Source organism: Pseudomonas sp. 1D4, assembly GCF_001728925.1.
Classification (GTDB): Bacteria; Pseudomonadota; Gammaproteobacteria; order Pseudomonadales; family Pseudomonadaceae; genus Metapseudomonas; species Metapseudomonas otitidis.
Genome location: NZ_LXJQ01000013.1, coordinates 1 through 15,091, shown reverse-complemented (window position 1 = coordinate 15,091; position 15,091 = coordinate 1). Strand labels below are relative to the sequence as shown.

The following is a 15,091-nucleotide window of genomic DNA, read 5'->3' as shown; positions in this document are numbered from 1 at the left end:
GCGTCCTGCCAACCAAAAGTGCGGAGAGTCGTGCCGTCACCAGGCGGCACACTCTGTCTCCCGCCCCTCACGATGGAGACACCATGCACCTGCCTTCCTTCCTCAAGGGCGCGCTGGCCATGTTCTGGCTGGTGGCGCTGCTCAACGTCATCTACCCCTTCGGCGATACCCTGCACCGGCCGTTGCTGCTGGTTTCCGCCCTGGTCCTGCTGGCCCACATCGGCGAAGCCGCGCTGTTCAACCGCAAGCTGCGGGCCCGGCCTTCGCCCTGGCTGGAGCGCGTCCAGGTCCTGCTGTTCGGCTTCCTGCACCTGCGCGGCCTGCGTTGAGGCCGGGCGCCTCTGCCTGTCATAGCCCTGTAATGGCAACTGCGTAGGAGATGTCGGACCCCGTCGCACCTGACGGGGTCCTGTCTGTTCTGTTGAACGATCGGCTGAACCTGGAGCGGGATGGCGTGTTCATAACCCTGTCGATGCGCCAGGGAGCGCCGACTATCGGGCACTTCTGAAAACGACCTGCGCTGACGGCCTCGCCCAGGTTTTAAGAGGTGCCCCTGCGAGGACGCATGCAAGGAGCCCACATGATGAAGATTTCCTCCGAACTGGCCTTGAACAATGCGCGCACGCAACTGGCCCTGATGCGCAGCGCGCCGGACCGCCGGGCGCTTGCCTACCGCTTCGCGGTGGCGCGCGGCTACATCGATGCGCTGCACGATTTCGCCGTGATCGATGCCCGGCAGTGGCGCCAACTGCTCGACGAGGCCGATGCCTTGCGCCTGGAGGCCGATACCGCGTTGCACAGCCTGCCCATGGCCAACCTGCCGCTGGGTCGCAGCCTCGCCGAGCCGTCCCCGGCCCAGGTGGCCTGACCGCCTGCACATTGCCGGCCCGATAGCGGGCGCCGTATGCTCGGCGCCTTTCCCTCCTGGGCCGGATGCGATGTTCTCTTCCCGACAGGCCATGCTGGGCTGGATGGAAGTTGCCCATTGCAGCGGCACCGGCCACCGCTTCGCCAAACACAGCCACGACGAATGCGTCATCGGGGTCAACCTCGTCGGCGTGGAAGAGGTGTGGCTGGATCGGCGCACCTTCAGCGCCCAACCGGGCGACATCACCCTCTACAACCCCGGCCAGATCCAGGGCGGTGGCGTGAAGGACGGCGAGCCCTGGCGCTTCGCCGGTCTCTACCTGGCCGCTGACCGACTGGCGGCCGACTTCGGCCTGGCCCACCTGGAGTTCGAGCGTGCCTGCTGGCGCCAGCCGCGTCTGGGGCAGTGCCTGAGCGAAGCGGTCGTATTGGGCCTGCAGGCTGATCCCCACGTCCGCGAGCGCGCCGAGGAACGCCTGCTGGAGGCGTTGGCGCACCTGGTGGATGCCTGCGCCGCACGCCTGCCGCGCACCACCGCCCTCGGGCGCGGGCCGGTGGCTCGGGTCCAGGCCCTGCTGGCCGACCGTCTGCAGGACGCGCCCGACCTGGAGGAAATGGCCGCGCTGGTGGGCGTCTCGCGTTTCCACCTGTTGCGTGCCTTCAAGAAGGAAACCGGCCTGAGCCCGCGCCAGTGGGCCATGCAACTGCGCACCTGCCGCGCCCGTGGGCTGCTGCGGGCGGGCGTGCCGGCCACCGACGTGGCCCATGCCCTGGGTTTCGCCGACCAGAGCCACCTCAACCGGCACTTCCGCGCCGCCTACGGCATCACCCCTGGCGAACTGGGGCGGCGCCTGCGCGGCCAGGCTGCAATCTGATCCAAGTCCGCCCTGGGGCGAGCCGGCATACTCGCGCCTTTCTGGCCGTGCCCTGGGAGCATTCGATGTCGATGGTGTTCATTTCCGCCTTTCTGTTCGGCGTGGCGTTCTGCCTGTCGCCTGGTGCCGTCCTGGCCGAGACCCTGCGCCGGGGCCTGCTGCATGGCTTCCGTCCGGCGCTGATGGTGCAGGTTGGGTCACTGGCCGGCGATGCCCTCTGGGCACTGCTGGGGTTGGCCGGGCTGACCCTGCTGCTGGCCCAGGACGCGGTGCGCGTGCCGCTGACCCTGGCCTGTGCCGCCTACCTTGCCTGGCTCGGTTGGCGAAGCCTGGGGGATGCCTGGCGACTGCCGGAGGCCGGCGACGAAGCCGCTCCAACGGCGGACCGGGGCGCCTTGCTGACCGGCGCGGCGATCTCCCTGACCAACCCGAAGAACATCGTCTACTGGGGGGCTCTGGGCAGCGCTCTGGCCGGCATCGTCGGCGAGGCCCCGAGCCTGGCCCAGACCGCCACCTTCTTCGCCGGTTTCATGACCGCCTCGGTGGCCTGCTGCTTCCTCTGCGCCGGCCTGGTGGCCTGGCTGCGGCGCAACGCCTCGGCCTTCTGGCAGCGGGCCAGCCACGGGCTGTGCGGCGTGCTCCTGCTGGGCCTGGCAGCGCTCGCCCTGCGCGGGCTGTAACCATTGGGCGCCGCTCTGTGTCGCCTGTCTGGAGTGCCGCCTGCTACCCGAGGCGCACATCGCCGGCGGGCATGGTCTGGTGATCGGTGAGGGCGTGGAGGGCCGGGCATTGCCGACCAGGGCGTGAGGACTTCAGGCTGCCGTCGCCCGGACTTCGGTCCGGGAACGCGCCAGGCGCGTGTTCAGGTCCCGTAGGAGCGCGCTCTGCTCGCGAACGTTTTCACCTGGGAGCCTGGGTTTCAGCCCGGCTTGTAGCTGAATGTCGTGCGGAAGCGGCTTCAGCCGCGATGCCCCGCCCAGGGCGGGCGGGGCAGGGGGGGATCAGAGTGCGGCGGCCGGGGCCGGGGTGCTCTCGGCCTGGACGGGGATGAACTCCAGCTGCAGGCGCTCGTGACTCCAGGCGCGGGTGCTGTTGGTCAGGTCCAGGTCGTCGTTCAGCTTGCGGCCGTAGGACGGGATGATGGCCTTCAGGCGCGCCTGCCAGGCGTCGCTCTTGAGCTTCTCGGGGAAGGTCTTCTCCAGCACGCTGAGCATGATCGGCGCAGCGGTGGAGGCGCCCGGGGAGGCGCCCAGCAGGGCCGCGATGGAGCCGTCAGCGGCGCTCACCACTTCGGTGCCGAACTGCAGCACGCCACCTTTCACCGGGTCTTTCTTGATCACCTGCACACGCTGGCCGGCCTGTATCAGTTCCCAGTCGGCGTCCTGCGCATCGGGGAAGTACTCGCGCAGGGCGGCCATGCGGTCGTCCTGGTCGAGCATCAACTGGCCGACCAGGTACTGGCTGAGGTCCAGGTTGTCGATGCCGGCGGTGGTCATCGGGCCGATGTTGTCGGTGGTGATGGCGCTGAACATGTCCATGTGCGAGCCGTTCTTCAGGAACTTGGTGGAGAAGGTCGCGAAGGGGCCGAACAGCAGCACTTCCTGGCCGTCCACCACGCGGGTGTCCAGGTGCGGGACGGACATGGGCGGGGAGCCGACCGAGGCCTTGCCGTAGAGCTTGGCGTGGTGACGGGCGACGATTTCCTGGTTGCGGGTCATCAGGAAGGAGCCGCCCACCGGGAAGCCGGCGTAGCCTTCGGCTTCCGCAATGCCGGATTTCTGCAGCAGCTTCAGCGCGCCGCCGCCGGCACCGATGAACACGAAGCGAGCGTTGACGGCGCGTTCGGCACCGTCGTTTGCCAGGTCGGCCACCACCACCTTCCAGGTGCCGTCGGCGTTGCGCACGATGTCGCGCACTTCATGGCTCAGGTTCAGCTTGAACTTGGGTGATTCGGACAGGGAGGCGAACAGTTGGCGGGTGATCTCGCCGAAGTTCACGTCGGTGCCGATGGTCATGCGGGTGGCGGCGATCTTCTGGGCCGGGTCGCGGTCCTGCATCACCAGCGGTACCCACTGGGCGATCTGGGCGTGGTCTTCGCTGTATTCCATGCCGCGGAACAGGTTGCTGTGCTGCAGGGCGGCGTGGCGCTTCTTCAGGTAGGCGACGTTGTCGTCACCCCATACGAAGCTCATGTGCGGGACGTTGTTGATGAACGAACGGGGGTTCTTCAGCACGCCACGATCGATCTGGTAGGCCCAGAACTGCTTGGAGATCTCGAAGGATTCGTTGATTGCCACGGCCTTGCTGATGTCGATGCCGCCGTCGGCGGTCTCGGGGGTGTAGTTCAGCTCGCAGAAGGCGGAGTGGCCAGTGCCGGCGTTGTTCAGGGCGTTGGAGCTTTCCTCGGCGACCTGGTCGAGGCGTTCGAAGGTCTCGATCGTCCACTCGGGCTCCAGCTCGTGGAGGTAGGTGCCGAGGCTGGCACTCATGATGCCGCCGCCGATCAGCAGCACGTCGAGGGGTTGTTCGGGGGCGTCGGGCTGGGAGCAGCCGACCACGCTCAGGCACGTCAGTGCCAGCAGCAGTTTCTTCATCGATGAACCTTCCAGTCTTCCGGGCTGCGCCTGCCACCCTGTGCACGCGGTGTGGCCGGGCCCTTTGTAAGGGCGCGACCGGGCGGTGGCGCTGCGTTCTTCTGGCCGTCGCCTGTGGCGGCGGCTGCGAACGGTGGTCCGAGACCACCGTGGGCGGCCAAATTAGCAAGGGCTGTGCCATATGGTCGCAGGCTGGGTGGCGCGGGGCTTGCAGGATGGCGCGTCACCAACCGGGTGGCGGGTACCCGCCATCCGGATGGTGTCTGGAGGGGGGTGAGTGGCGGAAATCCGCCCATCCGCCTCAACCGCGAGTGCGCGGAACGATACAGCCGGTGATGCGTTGACGGGAGGTGAGACAGTCCCGCGTCTTGGCCGGGACCTGCGTCGGTCGCAGGGCGTTGGCAAGCGCTTTCTCCTTGGGCACCTGGCTGTCCTGGAGGGGCAGCGTCGGCCTCGGCGGCTGGCTCGGGCGCAAGTCCAGCGCCAGGCCGTAGCGGCCGTCTTCCAGCCTCACCAGGCTGCCCGGCGGGTATCCAGCCGGGTGCGCTGAGTCTTTCCTGATGCGGCGGGTCCGGTCGTCTTGCCTGGCGGCCTGGTGCCTGGCCCTTGGGCTCAGGACAGGACGATGTAGTCGCTGCGCTGGGTGATGCCCCGGTGCTCGCCTTCAGTGAGGTGCACGTAGCGGCCGTCGAGCAGGTCGATGGGGATGCAGTCGTCCACGTCCAGCAGGGCGTCGGTGTGGGGTTTGTCCCAATCGGCGTGCATGCGGCGCTTGCCGCGCTCCTTGGCCTCGGCGCGGTCGCGGGCGACCACCAGCAGGTAGCGGTGGGCTTCGCCGAAGGAGCCGGGCTCGTAGCCGCCGAGGTTGATGAAGTAGAGCCGGGGCGAGCCGGGCGCCGGGGCCAGGCTGCTGAGGCTGACGCGGTAGCCGTCGACGCCTTCGATGGCCATCCAGGAGTCGATGTGCAGGCCTTCGCGGCTGCCGAACCACTCTTCACGCAGGCGGGGGTAGGTGTCTTCGATGGTGTCGGCGAAGGCGAACACCACGTCGTGGACTTCGATCTTGGCCCGGGGGTGCCGACCACCGAGCATGACGACGTACAGCATTGTCGTTGTCGTTCCTTGGAAGAACAGGGGGAAAACGCCCGGCATCCACTGCCGGGCGGCGCGCCATGGTAACGCACGGCTGTGGTCACGGTGCAGCGCTTTTTGACGGTCTGCAGGGCTCAGGATGCCGGCGGGTGAACCCGGTCACGGCCTGCACCCTTCGCCTGGTACAGGGCTTCGTCGGCGGCGCGCAGCAGTTGCGCCTCGTGGGGGCTGCTGTCCTGGGGGAGGGGCATGTACACGTGGTACCCGAGGCTGACGGTGACCACGCCGTGGTCGCTGCCGCTGTGTGGGATTTCCAGCGCACGCACGGCCTGGCGGATCTGCTCGGCGATGCAGTGGGTGTCCTCGGGGGCAGCGTTGGGCAGCAGCAGGGTCATTTCCTCGCCACCGTAGCGCGCGGCCAGGTCGCCGGGGCGACGGGCGAAACCGGCCAGCACCTGGGCGACGGCGCGGATGCACTGGTCGCCGGCGAGGTGGCCGTAGTGGTCGTTGTAGCGTTTGAAGTAATCGATATCGAGCATGACGATGCCCAGTGGCGTGCCCAGGCGTCGGGCCCGACTGGCTTCGATGGGCAGCACGGCGTCCAGGCGTCGGCGGTTGGCCAGGCCGGTGAGGGCGTCTTCCAGGGCCAGTTGCTCCAGGGTCTCGTGGGCCAGGCGCAGCTCCTCCTCGGCCAATGCGCCCTGTTCCATTTGCCGCACCAGGGTGGCGGCGAACAGCACCAGGCCGGCGATCACGACCACCACCACGAGGCATGAGCGGGCCACCTGGTTGAGCCAGGGCGCGGCGATGGACTGGGTGGCGATGCCGGTTTCCACCAGCAGGGGATAGTCCTGCAGTTGGCGGTAGCTGAACAGGCGCTCGACGTCGTCCAGCGAGGAGCGGGCCACCGTGAGCCCGGCGGGTGCCTCCGGCAGCAGGTCCTTGACGATGTGGGTATTGGCCAGGCTGCGGCCGGTGGCGTAGGGGTCGAAGGGGTGGCGGACGAGGATGGCGCCGTTCTGCTCGGCCAGCACGATGATGCCGCGCTCGCCCAGGTCGAAGGTTTCGTAGTAACGGTTGAAGTAGGCCACTTCCAGGGTGGCCACGGCCACGCCGACGAACTGGCCGTTGCGGTCGTCGATGCGCCGCGAGATGGGGATCACCAGGTCGCCGGTGAAGCGGCTGCGGATCACCTGGCTGACGTGTACCCGGTCGTCGGGGTCGTCGCGGTGGTAGCGGAAGTACTCGCGATCGGCGTTGTTCATCGGCTGGCCACCCACCTCGCGGTCGGTTACCACGCAGTTGCCTTCCTTGTCGTAGATGAACAACTCGTGGAGTTGGGGCAGGAACTGCTGCTGGCGCTTCATCAGCCGGTGCATGCGGGTCGTGTCCAGCCGCGCCAGGCCGTCGTGCTCGACTTGCTCGATGAGGTCGTAGAGCAGCGCGTCGGCCTGGCGGATGGCGTCCCGCGCGTGCTCGGCGGCGGCTCCGGTGACGTTGGTGGCGCTGACCTCGGCGCGGTGGAATTCCTGCCGGTAGTCGAGCCAGACCTGCCAGGCCTCCATGGCCAGGATCGCCAGGATGGCCAGGGTGGTGAACAGGCGTGCCAACCGTTGGGTGCGCTGATGGGGAGGAGGCTTGGAAGGGGCGGATGCATTCATGCTCGGGGTCGTGATCCTGGGTACTGCGGGTCCGGGCGGCCGTGTCGGTGCCCGGATGGGGGAACCTTGGTTCTGAGCGTAGCGGAAGGCGCCGATGACTCCAGCGAGGCGGCCCTTGGTTTAGAATGCCGCCCCTTTTCCCGACGCATATCGCCATGACTCCCGACTCCTTCGACATTCTCCGGCACCGACTCGTCACCGCCCTGGCTGAGCCGCCGGCCGAAACCCGGCGTGTGTTCCATGGGCGTGGTCGGCTCTGGCCGGGGTTGGAGCACGTCACCGTGGACTGGCTGGAGGGCGTGGTGCTGGTGGCGCTGTTCCGCGAGCCTCCGGCCGAGGCGCTGGAGGAACTGCGCGCGCTGCTGCTGGCACTGGCCGAGGTGCCTGTCTGGCCTGCTGGAGCCGTTCGCAGTGTGCTGCTGCAGCACCGCTACCGACCCGGCAGCGAGACCGAGTGCCTGTGGGGCGAGGCAGTGGATGCCTGGACCATGCACGAGGACGGCCTGGCCTATCGGCTGGACCTGATGCGCAACCAGAACATCGGCCTGTTCCTCGACATGCGCCATGGCCGCCGCTGGGTGCGCGAGGTGGCGGCAGGGCGCCGGGTGTTGAACCTGTTCGCCTACACTTGCGGCTTTTCCGTGGCGGCCATCGCCGGTGGTGCCGAGGCCGTGGTGAACCTGGACATGGCCCGCGCGGCGCTGGCCCGTGGGCGTGACAACCACCGCCTCAATGGCCATGAACTGGGGCGGCTGAGCTTTCTCGGGCATGAGCTGTTCAAGTCCTGGGGGCGGCTGAAGCGGGAAGGGCCCTATGGGCTGGTGATCATCGACCCGCCGTCGTTCCAGCGCGGCAGCTTCGAGCTGGACCGGGACTACCGCAAGATTCTCCGCCGCGTGCCGGAATTGCTGGCGCCTGGTGCGCGGGTGCTGGCCTGTGTGAACGACCCGTCCACCGGTGCCGACTTCATCATTCGCACGATGGGTGAGGAAGCACCGGGGCTGGTGTTCCGCGAACGCCTGGCCAACCCACCGGAGTTCGCCGACGAGGACCCGGAGGGTGGGCTCAAGGCCCTGGTGTTCGAATGGGACGGTGCCGGGCCGGCCGGGGTCTGAGCGCTGGCCTGGAGGGCGGCAGGCGGTGTGAGCCTGCCCGGTGCGGCGTTCAGATCACGCCTGCATCGTCGTCGTTGATCAGCCGGTTGAGCCCGCCCAGGGCTTCCCGCGCCTGGGTCCGGCTGAGCAGCTTGGACTGGGCAGCCGGTGGCAGGTCGGTGATGCGCAGGACGCCCTTGGCCATCAGCACGCTGATCAGGTCTTCCAGCACCCGGATCATTTCGCTGTCGCTCTGCTTGAGCTGCAGCAGGCTGGCCTCGATGGTCTGGTTGGAGTACCAGGCGAGCACTTCCTGATCGTCGGCGGGGAGCTGGCCGTGGTGGCCGGCGAACTCGGCCGCTTCGACGCGGACCAGTTTGCCCCGGTCGTCGCGCTGCACGTAAAGCATGGATACCCCCTGGTTGGACATGGTGCGCCGGACGCACATCTATACGCGTGGCTCGGCGGGCAGACAACAGGCACTTTCTAAAGCCACCTGCGTTGTCATCGTGTGGTGTTGTCAACGGGTGCAACAGGCTTGTTCACACCCTGTAAACGGCGTTCAGCCATGCGCTGACGACCGCGCCCGGGTTTTCAAGGGCGCCCTGCAGCGGCCGGGCAGGGTGGACTTCCCACCGCGCGGCCGGGCGCGGCGGGAAGGGACCTCATCAGCTGTGCTCGGTCTTCACCAACGGGTCGGAGCCGGCCACCAGCGAGCTGACGATCTGCGAGGAAGTCGACCCGTACTGGGTCAGGTCCACGCCTTCGAGCTTGATGGTCACATCGGCGCCGTTGGCGACGTTGCCGCTGGTGCTCACCTGCAGGGTGCTGGTGGTGGTGTCGACCTTGAGGTAGTCAAGGATGTTGTTGGCGTTGGCGGCATCGGGCAGCAGGTCGCTGAGGTCGATGCGGTCGCCTTCGCCGGCGTTGAAGTCCTTGATCACGTCGTTGCCGATGTCGCCGGCCTTCCAGACGAAGATGTCGGCGCCGGCACCGCCGGTGAGGGTGTCGTTGCCCACGCCGCCGATCAGCAGGTCATTGCCGTCACCGCCATTGAGCAGGTCGTGGCCAGCGTTGCCGTAGAGCACGTCGTGGCCGTTGCCGCCGTTGAGGATGTCGGCGTACTTGCTGCCGTTGATCAGGTCGCTGGCCTCGGTCCCGTTGGTGGTGCCGATGGTATGCAGCGCCCAGCCGGTGTCGGTCTGCACCAGTTCCTGCCCGGCGCCCGGGGCCTGGAAGATCTCCAGTCCGCTGCCGCTGGCGCCCAGCACCTTGTAGGTGGAGTCGGCACTGCCACTGAGCTTGAACTCAACTTTCAGGCTGGCCGCGGCGCCCTGGTCCCAATACAGCAGCTCCAGCGCCTGCAGGTCACCGCTGAGGCCGATGCCGCTGAACACCTTGGAGGTGGTGCTCTGGATGTAGTCGGCCTCGGCCACCACCTGGCCACCGATCATCAGGCGGTAACCGTCGTCCGCGGTGACGCGGATGTCGTAGGTGCCACCCTGGGCCAGGTCGAGGAAACCGTGGGCGCGGATGATCGCGTCCGAGGTGTCGCCCAGGCCCGCGCCGCCGGCCTTGAGGTTGGAAACGTTGCCCGTGCTGGCTGCCGTGAGGAAGTCGTACAGGTTGTTCCGGTTGTTGCCCGAGCTGCCGATGGTGGCACCGTTGGACAGGCTGCGGTTGTCGCCCAGATCGTCGCTGAACACCGGGGAACCGTTCCTCAGGCCGTAGTCGATGACGTTGGCGACGAAGGTGGCGTTGACCGATGCGGCGGCCGCGTTGTCGTTGGAGCCGATCAGGCTGGTGCTGTTGCCACTGCGGGACTCGACGTAGTCCTCCACCAGCTTGAGGCTGGTGAGGTTCGGCCGGGTGCTGCCGCTTTCTGCGTAGCCCCAGTATTCGCCGGTCAGGCCGCTGGACAGCGCAGTGCTGGTGTCCGCCACGTTGATGGTGTTGGTGGTGAGGCTTTCATGGCCGACGCCACCGTCGACGATCTTCAGCGTCAGGTGCTGGCTGGCGGAACTGGCGGTGTTGCCGTTGGGCTCCACCGACACGGCCTTGACGTCCAGGTCGATCTCGCCACGTACCGAGCCGCTGACCTGCAGCTTGGCGGTGGCCAACTGGGCTGCAGTCAGGGAAATGACGCCGTTCGTCGCCGTCAGGGTGGTGTTGCCGACCACCACGCTGGCCCCGCTGGGCAGGTTGGAGAGGTCGTAGCGCAGGCTCTCGGAGCCGTCGGTGTCGGTCAGCGCGCCGCTGATGTAGTTGGCCAGGGCGATGCTGGTCTTGCCGCTGACGCCGCCGTCACCGGCCACCACGCCCTGGGAGGAGGTGAGGGTGATGTTGTCGATCAGCGCACCGCGACCTGCGGAGTCGGTGGAGGTGCCGGCCAGCTTGATGGTCAGCGCTTCGGTCTTGCCGGTGCCGGTGAAGCTGAAGTGGATGTTCTCCCAGTTCAGGCTGGTCTGGCTGCTGGTGGAGCTGTACTCGCCCACCAGGGTGTTGCCGAGGTAGACCGCGATCTTGGTGAAGCTGGCGTCGAAGCCCAGACGACCGGCGTAGTCCATGTTCAGCTCGTAGACCTTGCCGACCTCGGTGGCGACGTTGCGGGTGACGCCCAGGGTCTGGGACATGTTGCCGCCGGCGTCGTTGAGTTCCAGCGCGTCCCCATTGTTGGTGCCCGGCAGCCTGACGGTGATGGAGTTGCCGGCCTGGTTCTGCATGCTGTCGCCGTTGGCCCAGACTTCGAACACGTTCCTGCCGCCACTGCGAACGTCGCCAGTGGTGACCAGGGTCCAGTCCTCGAAGGTCGGCCCGGCCACGTCCTGGGAGGTGCTGTTGCTGTTGGGCGCGGAGTCCCAGGTGGTGGTGAACAGCGTGCTGGTCGCAGCGGACTTCACGGTCAGGGTCGGTACGTCGGCCACCGGAGCGATGTCGATGCTCATGGTGCTGCTGGCGGTGCTCAGGGCGCCGTCGCTGCCGCTGTACTTGAAGGTGGCGTAGGTGGCCTGGTTCAGCCCGACGCCGGTGCCGCCGAAGTTGTCGTGGCCGGACTCGTTGCTGTCCGGCACGAAGCGCAGTCCGCCGGCGTCGATCACCGACTTGGTGACGGTGGTGTTGGCGGTGACGTTGGTCCAGGCGCCGTTCACCTGCATCTGCAGTTTGCCTTCGATCGGCAGGCTCTCGACCTTGATCGACAGGGTGCTGTTGGCGTCGACGTCGCTGACCTTGAAGTCGCTCCAGGCGAAGGTGTAGTGGGTGTCTTCGACGCCGTTGACGTTGGCGCCGGCGACCACCACGGGGGCCTCGTTGACGTTGTTCACCTGGATGTTGAACGACTGGGTGTTGGTGCTGCCGTCGGAGCTGGTGGCCTTGACCACGATGGTGTGGCTGGTGGCGGTTTCGTAATCCAGCTTGGTGCCATCGGCAACCGTCACCACACCGGTGGTGGCGTTGATGGCGAAGCGGCCACCGGCGTTGTCCACCAGCTCGTACTGGGTGATGGTGGCGCCCACGTCGCCGTCCACGCCCTTGGCCGTGATGCCCACGACAGTGCCGTTGGCGGCGTTCTCGTTGACCTGGTTGGCGGCCGTGTTGCTGTCGGTGATCACCACGCCGTTGTCGTTGATGTTGCCCACCTGAATGGTGAACGACTGGGTGTTGGTGCTGCCGTCGGAGCTGGTGGCCTTGACCACGATGGTGTGGCTGGTGGCGCTCTCGTAGTCCAGCTTGGTGCCATCGGCAACCGTCACCACGCCGCTGGTGGCGTTGATGGCGAAGCGGCCACCGGCGTTGTCCACCAGTTCGTATTGGGTGATGGTGGCGCCCGCGTCGCCGTCCACGCCCTTGGCGGTGATGCCCACCAGGCTGCCGTTGGCGGCGTTCTCGTTGACCTGGTTGGCGGCCGTGTTGCTGTCGGTGATCACCACGCCGTTGTCGTTGATGTTGCCCACCTGAATGGTGAACGACTGGGTGTTGGTGCTGCCGTCGGAGCTGGTGGCCTTGACCACGATGGTGTGGCTGGTGGCGCTCTCGTAGTCCAGCTTGGTGCCGTCGGCGACGGTGACCACACCGGTGGTGGCGTTGATGGCGAAGCGGCCGCCGGCGTTGTCCACCAGTTCGTATTGGGTGATGGTGGCACCCGCGTCGTCGTCCACGCCCTTGGCGGTCACACCGACCACGGTGCCGTTGACGGCGTTTTCGTTGACCTGGTTGGCGGCCGTGTCGCTGTCGCTGATCGCCACGCCGTTATCGTTCACGTTGGTGACGTTCACGGTGACGGTGGCGGTGGCGGCGGTCTTGCCGTCGGTGGCGCTGACCTGCAGTTGGTGCCGGGTGGCGGTTTCGTAGTCCAGCGTTTTGCCGTTGGCTAGGGTGATGACCCCGGTGCTGGCGTTGATGCTGAACAGGCCGGCGTCGTTGCCGCCGGTGATGCTGTAGAACAGCGGCTCGCCGTCGCGGTCCTGGTCGGTGCCGGTGAAGCGGTCGCTCAGGTCGGCGATGGTGGTGCCGGCGCCGGTGTTCTCGGCAAAGGTGACGCTGCTGTCGGCCAGGCCGGGCGCGTCATCCAGATTGGCCACCTGGATGGTCATGGTATTGGGCTGGGTCGAGAACTGGCCGCTCTGGTCCTGCACGGAGAAGCTGAAGGAGCCGTTGCTGCTGCCGCTGGCGGTGGGGGTGTAGACCAGTGAGGCGATCTGCGCCGCAGTGACCAGCATGCCCACGGTGACGGCGGTGCCGTTCAGGCTCAGGCTGCCGTTGCCCGGCAGACTGTTGATGCGGATGGCCTTGAGGCTGTCGCCGGCATCCACGTCGCTGAAGCCGAACTCGGCGGCACTGAAGCTGCGCGGGGTGCCTTCGTCGGTGCGCACGCTGTTATCGGCGCCGGTGGGGGCATCGTTCAACGGGTGTACGGTGACCGGCAGGGTCAGCGAGGTGGAGGCCTTGTCGCCGTTGGCGCCTTCGGTGGCGGTAGCGGTGACCTTCAGGTCGAAGCTGCCGCTGTAGTTGGCCGGCGGGGTGATGCTCAGGTTGCCCAGGTTCCAGCCGCTGATGTCGGCGGTGGTGGTGCTGCTGGTGGCGGTGAAGCTGTTCACGCCGTCGGTCAGGGTGGCGCCCTCGGGGATCTGCGAGATGCCCACGGAGAGGCTTTCCGAGCCGTCGGTGTCGTTCAGCGAGGCGGTCAGGCGCGACAGCGGGATGCTGCTGTCCTCGTCGCCTTCGTTGGCGTTGTAGAGCTGGTAGTAGCCCTTGCCGTCGCTGCCATGCAGATCCGACAGGTGCAGGCCGTTGCCGGTCAGGTCGCTGGCTTTGGTGTAGAGCTGCACGTTGGCGCTGGACAGGTCCTGCACCGGGCCGTTGCCGACCTTGACGTTGACGTCCAGGGCGCCCGGGCCGCTCTGGTTGTGCTGGTAGATGTCCAGGGTGTAGTAGCCGCTCTGCTGGGCGGTGTAGCTGCCGCTGAACTGGCCGCCGTTGCCGCCCCAGGTGGCGCTGCCCACGGTGGTGCCGCCGACCACGACCATCACGCTGTCGTCGCCGGTGCCGCTGAAGGTGTAGGTCTGGCCCGCTTCCAGGTAGATCAGGCCGGAGAGCTTGTTGGCCACGCCGGCATTGACGCTGTCGATGTGGGCATCGCTCAGGTTGCCGCTGCTGGTGGGGGTGCCGGCGGCGTCGATGGCGCTCTTCAGGGTGGCCGGGTTGACGCCATTGCCGCCGCTGCCCAGGGCCAGGTTGTTCCAGCTCTGCTGCAGCAGACCGGTGGCTGCGGGGGCTGTGCCGGAGCCGGGTGCCTGGGTGCCCAGGTTCGGGGCATCGGCCACGGCCTGGATGCCGACCTGAACGGTGGCCGTGCTGTTGCCGCCCTTACCATCGGTGATGGTGTAGGTGATGGTGTCCGCGCCGCTGTAGTTGCCGGTGGGGGTGTAGACGAGCTTGCCGTCGACGATGCTGACGTTGCCGTGCTGTGCGGTGGCACCGGTCAGGGCCAGGCTGTCGCCATCCACGTCGCGGTCGTTGGCCAGCACGTCGAGGGTGACGGTGGTGTCTTCCTGGGTGGTGGCGGTGTCGTTGACGGCTGTCGGGGCATCGTTCACCGGCTTGACGGTGATGTCGACCACGGTGTCGACCACGCCGCCCTTGCCGTCGCTGACGGTGACCACGAAGCGATCCGGGCCGTTGTAGTCGCCGTTGGGCTTGTAGGTGTACTCGCCGGTGTTCGGGTCGAGGGTCAGGGTGCCGTTGGCGGTACCGGTCTTCACGGTGTAGGTGAGGGTGTCGCCGTCCACGTCGGTGGCGGGGATGCGGCTGGTCAGGGTGCCGTCCTCGTCCACGTTGGCGGTGCTGTTCGGGGCCACCGGGGCATCGTTGACCGGCTTGACGGTGACGCTGACCACGCTGGTGGTGGTGCCGCCGTTGCCATCGCTGATGGTGACGGTGAAGGTATCGCTGCCGTTGAAGTCCTTGGCCGGCTGATAGGTGTAAGTGCCGTCGGCATTCATCACCACGGTGCCGTGCTGCGGGCCGTTGCCGTTGGCGATGCTGTAGGTGAGGGTGTCGCCGTCGATGTCGTTGCCGGTCACGCGGCCGTCGACCGGGGTGTCCTCGTCGGTGCTGATGCTGGACGGGGTGGCGGTCGGGGCGTCGTTCACCGGTTTGACGGTGATGTTGACCACGGTGTCGGTGACACCGCCTTTGCCGTCGCTGACGGTGACCACGAAGCTGTCGTTGCCGTTGTAGTCCTTGCCCGGTACGTAGGTGTACTCGCCGTTCGTGTTGAGGGTGAGGGTGCCTTGGGTGGTGCCGGTCTTGAGCGTGTAGGTGAGGCTGTCGCCGTCCACATCGGTGGCCGGGACACGGCTGGTCAGGGTGCCGTCTTCGTCGACGCTGGCGGTGCTGTTCGGAGCCAG

10 protein-coding genes are annotated in these 15,091 nt (G+C 67.3%); 5 read left to right on the top strand and 5 right to left on the bottom strand.

Features of this window, described 5'->3' with window-relative positions; all coding sequences use genetic code 11:
* Nucleotides 1-83 precede the first annotated feature (83 nt).
* The 4 genes from A7D27_RS09115 (at nucleotide 84) to A7D27_RS09100 (ending at nucleotide 2,422) form a co-directional block, all read left to right on the top strand.
* Nucleotides 84-329 carry a DUF1145 domain-containing protein gene (locus A7D27_RS09115; protein WP_069561440.1) on the top strand — a complete coding sequence of 82 codons (246 nt, stop codon included), beginning with the start codon at nucleotides 84-86 and terminating at the stop codon, nucleotides 327-329.
* Between the two features lie 251 nt (nucleotides 330-580).
* Entirely contained in the window at nucleotides 581-868 is a 288-nt protein-coding gene (locus A7D27_RS09110) for a hypothetical protein (RefSeq protein WP_069561439.1), read from the top strand.
* A gap of 70 nt (nucleotides 869-938) precedes the next feature.
* Nucleotides 939-1,742: an AraC family transcriptional regulator gene (locus A7D27_RS09105; RefSeq protein WP_069561438.1), complete on the top strand. Its 804-nt coding sequence runs from the start codon at nucleotides 939-941 to the stop codon at nucleotides 1,740-1,742.
* Nucleotides 1,743-1,807: 65 nt separating this feature from the next.
* A complete protein-coding gene (locus A7D27_RS09100; RefSeq protein WP_069561437.1) occupies nucleotides 1,808-2,422 on the top strand; it encodes a LysE family transporter in 615 nt (204 codons plus the stop codon).
* A 321-nt stretch (nucleotides 2,423-2,743) separates the two neighbouring features.
* Here the strand turns inward: A7D27_RS09100 and mqo are convergent, their stop codons facing one another.
* The 3 genes from mqo to A7D27_RS09085 all read right to left on the bottom strand — a co-directional run bounded on the left by mqo (nucleotide 2,744) and on the right by A7D27_RS09085 (nucleotide 7,089).
* Nucleotides 2,744-4,336, bottom strand: coding sequence for a malate dehydrogenase (quinone) (mqo, locus tag A7D27_RS09095; protein ID WP_069561436.1), 1,593 nt, complete (start codon nucleotides 4,334-4,336; stop codon nucleotides 2,744-2,746).
* Between the two features lie 612 nt (nucleotides 4,337-4,948).
* Nucleotides 4,949-5,443: a DUF1543 domain-containing protein gene (locus tag A7D27_RS09090; protein ID WP_069561435.1), complete on the bottom strand. Its 495-nt coding sequence runs from the start codon at nucleotides 5,441-5,443 to the stop codon at nucleotides 4,949-4,951.
* Nucleotides 5,444-5,562: 119 nt separating this feature from the next.
* Nucleotides 5,563-7,089: a diguanylate cyclase gene (locus A7D27_RS09085; RefSeq protein ID WP_069561434.1), complete on the bottom strand. Its 1,527-nt coding sequence runs from the start codon at nucleotides 7,087-7,089 to the stop codon at nucleotides 5,563-5,565.
* A 155-nt stretch (nucleotides 7,090-7,244) separates the two neighbouring features.
* Here A7D27_RS09085 and A7D27_RS09080 point away from each other — a divergent pair, with 155 nt between their 5' ends.
* A complete protein-coding gene (locus A7D27_RS09080; RefSeq protein WP_069561433.1) occupies nucleotides 7,245-8,204 on the top strand; it encodes a class I SAM-dependent methyltransferase in 960 nt (319 codons plus the stop codon).
* Between the two features lie 49 nt (nucleotides 8,205-8,253).
* Here A7D27_RS09080 and A7D27_RS09075 read toward each other — a convergent pair whose 3' ends face one another.
* Together A7D27_RS09075 and A7D27_RS09070 are read right to left on the bottom strand one after the other, a co-directional pair.
* Nucleotides 8,254-8,592 (bottom strand): tryptophan synthase subunit beta, encoded by a 339-nt coding sequence (locus A7D27_RS09075; protein ID WP_069561432.1) that lies wholly within the window; start codon nucleotides 8,590-8,592, stop codon nucleotides 8,254-8,256.
* A gap of 259 nt (nucleotides 8,593-8,851) precedes the next feature.
* A partial coding sequence (locus A7D27_RS09070) for a tandem-95 repeat protein (RefSeq protein WP_139134072.1) occupies nucleotides 8,852-15,091 on the bottom strand: 6,240 nt, incomplete at its 5' end.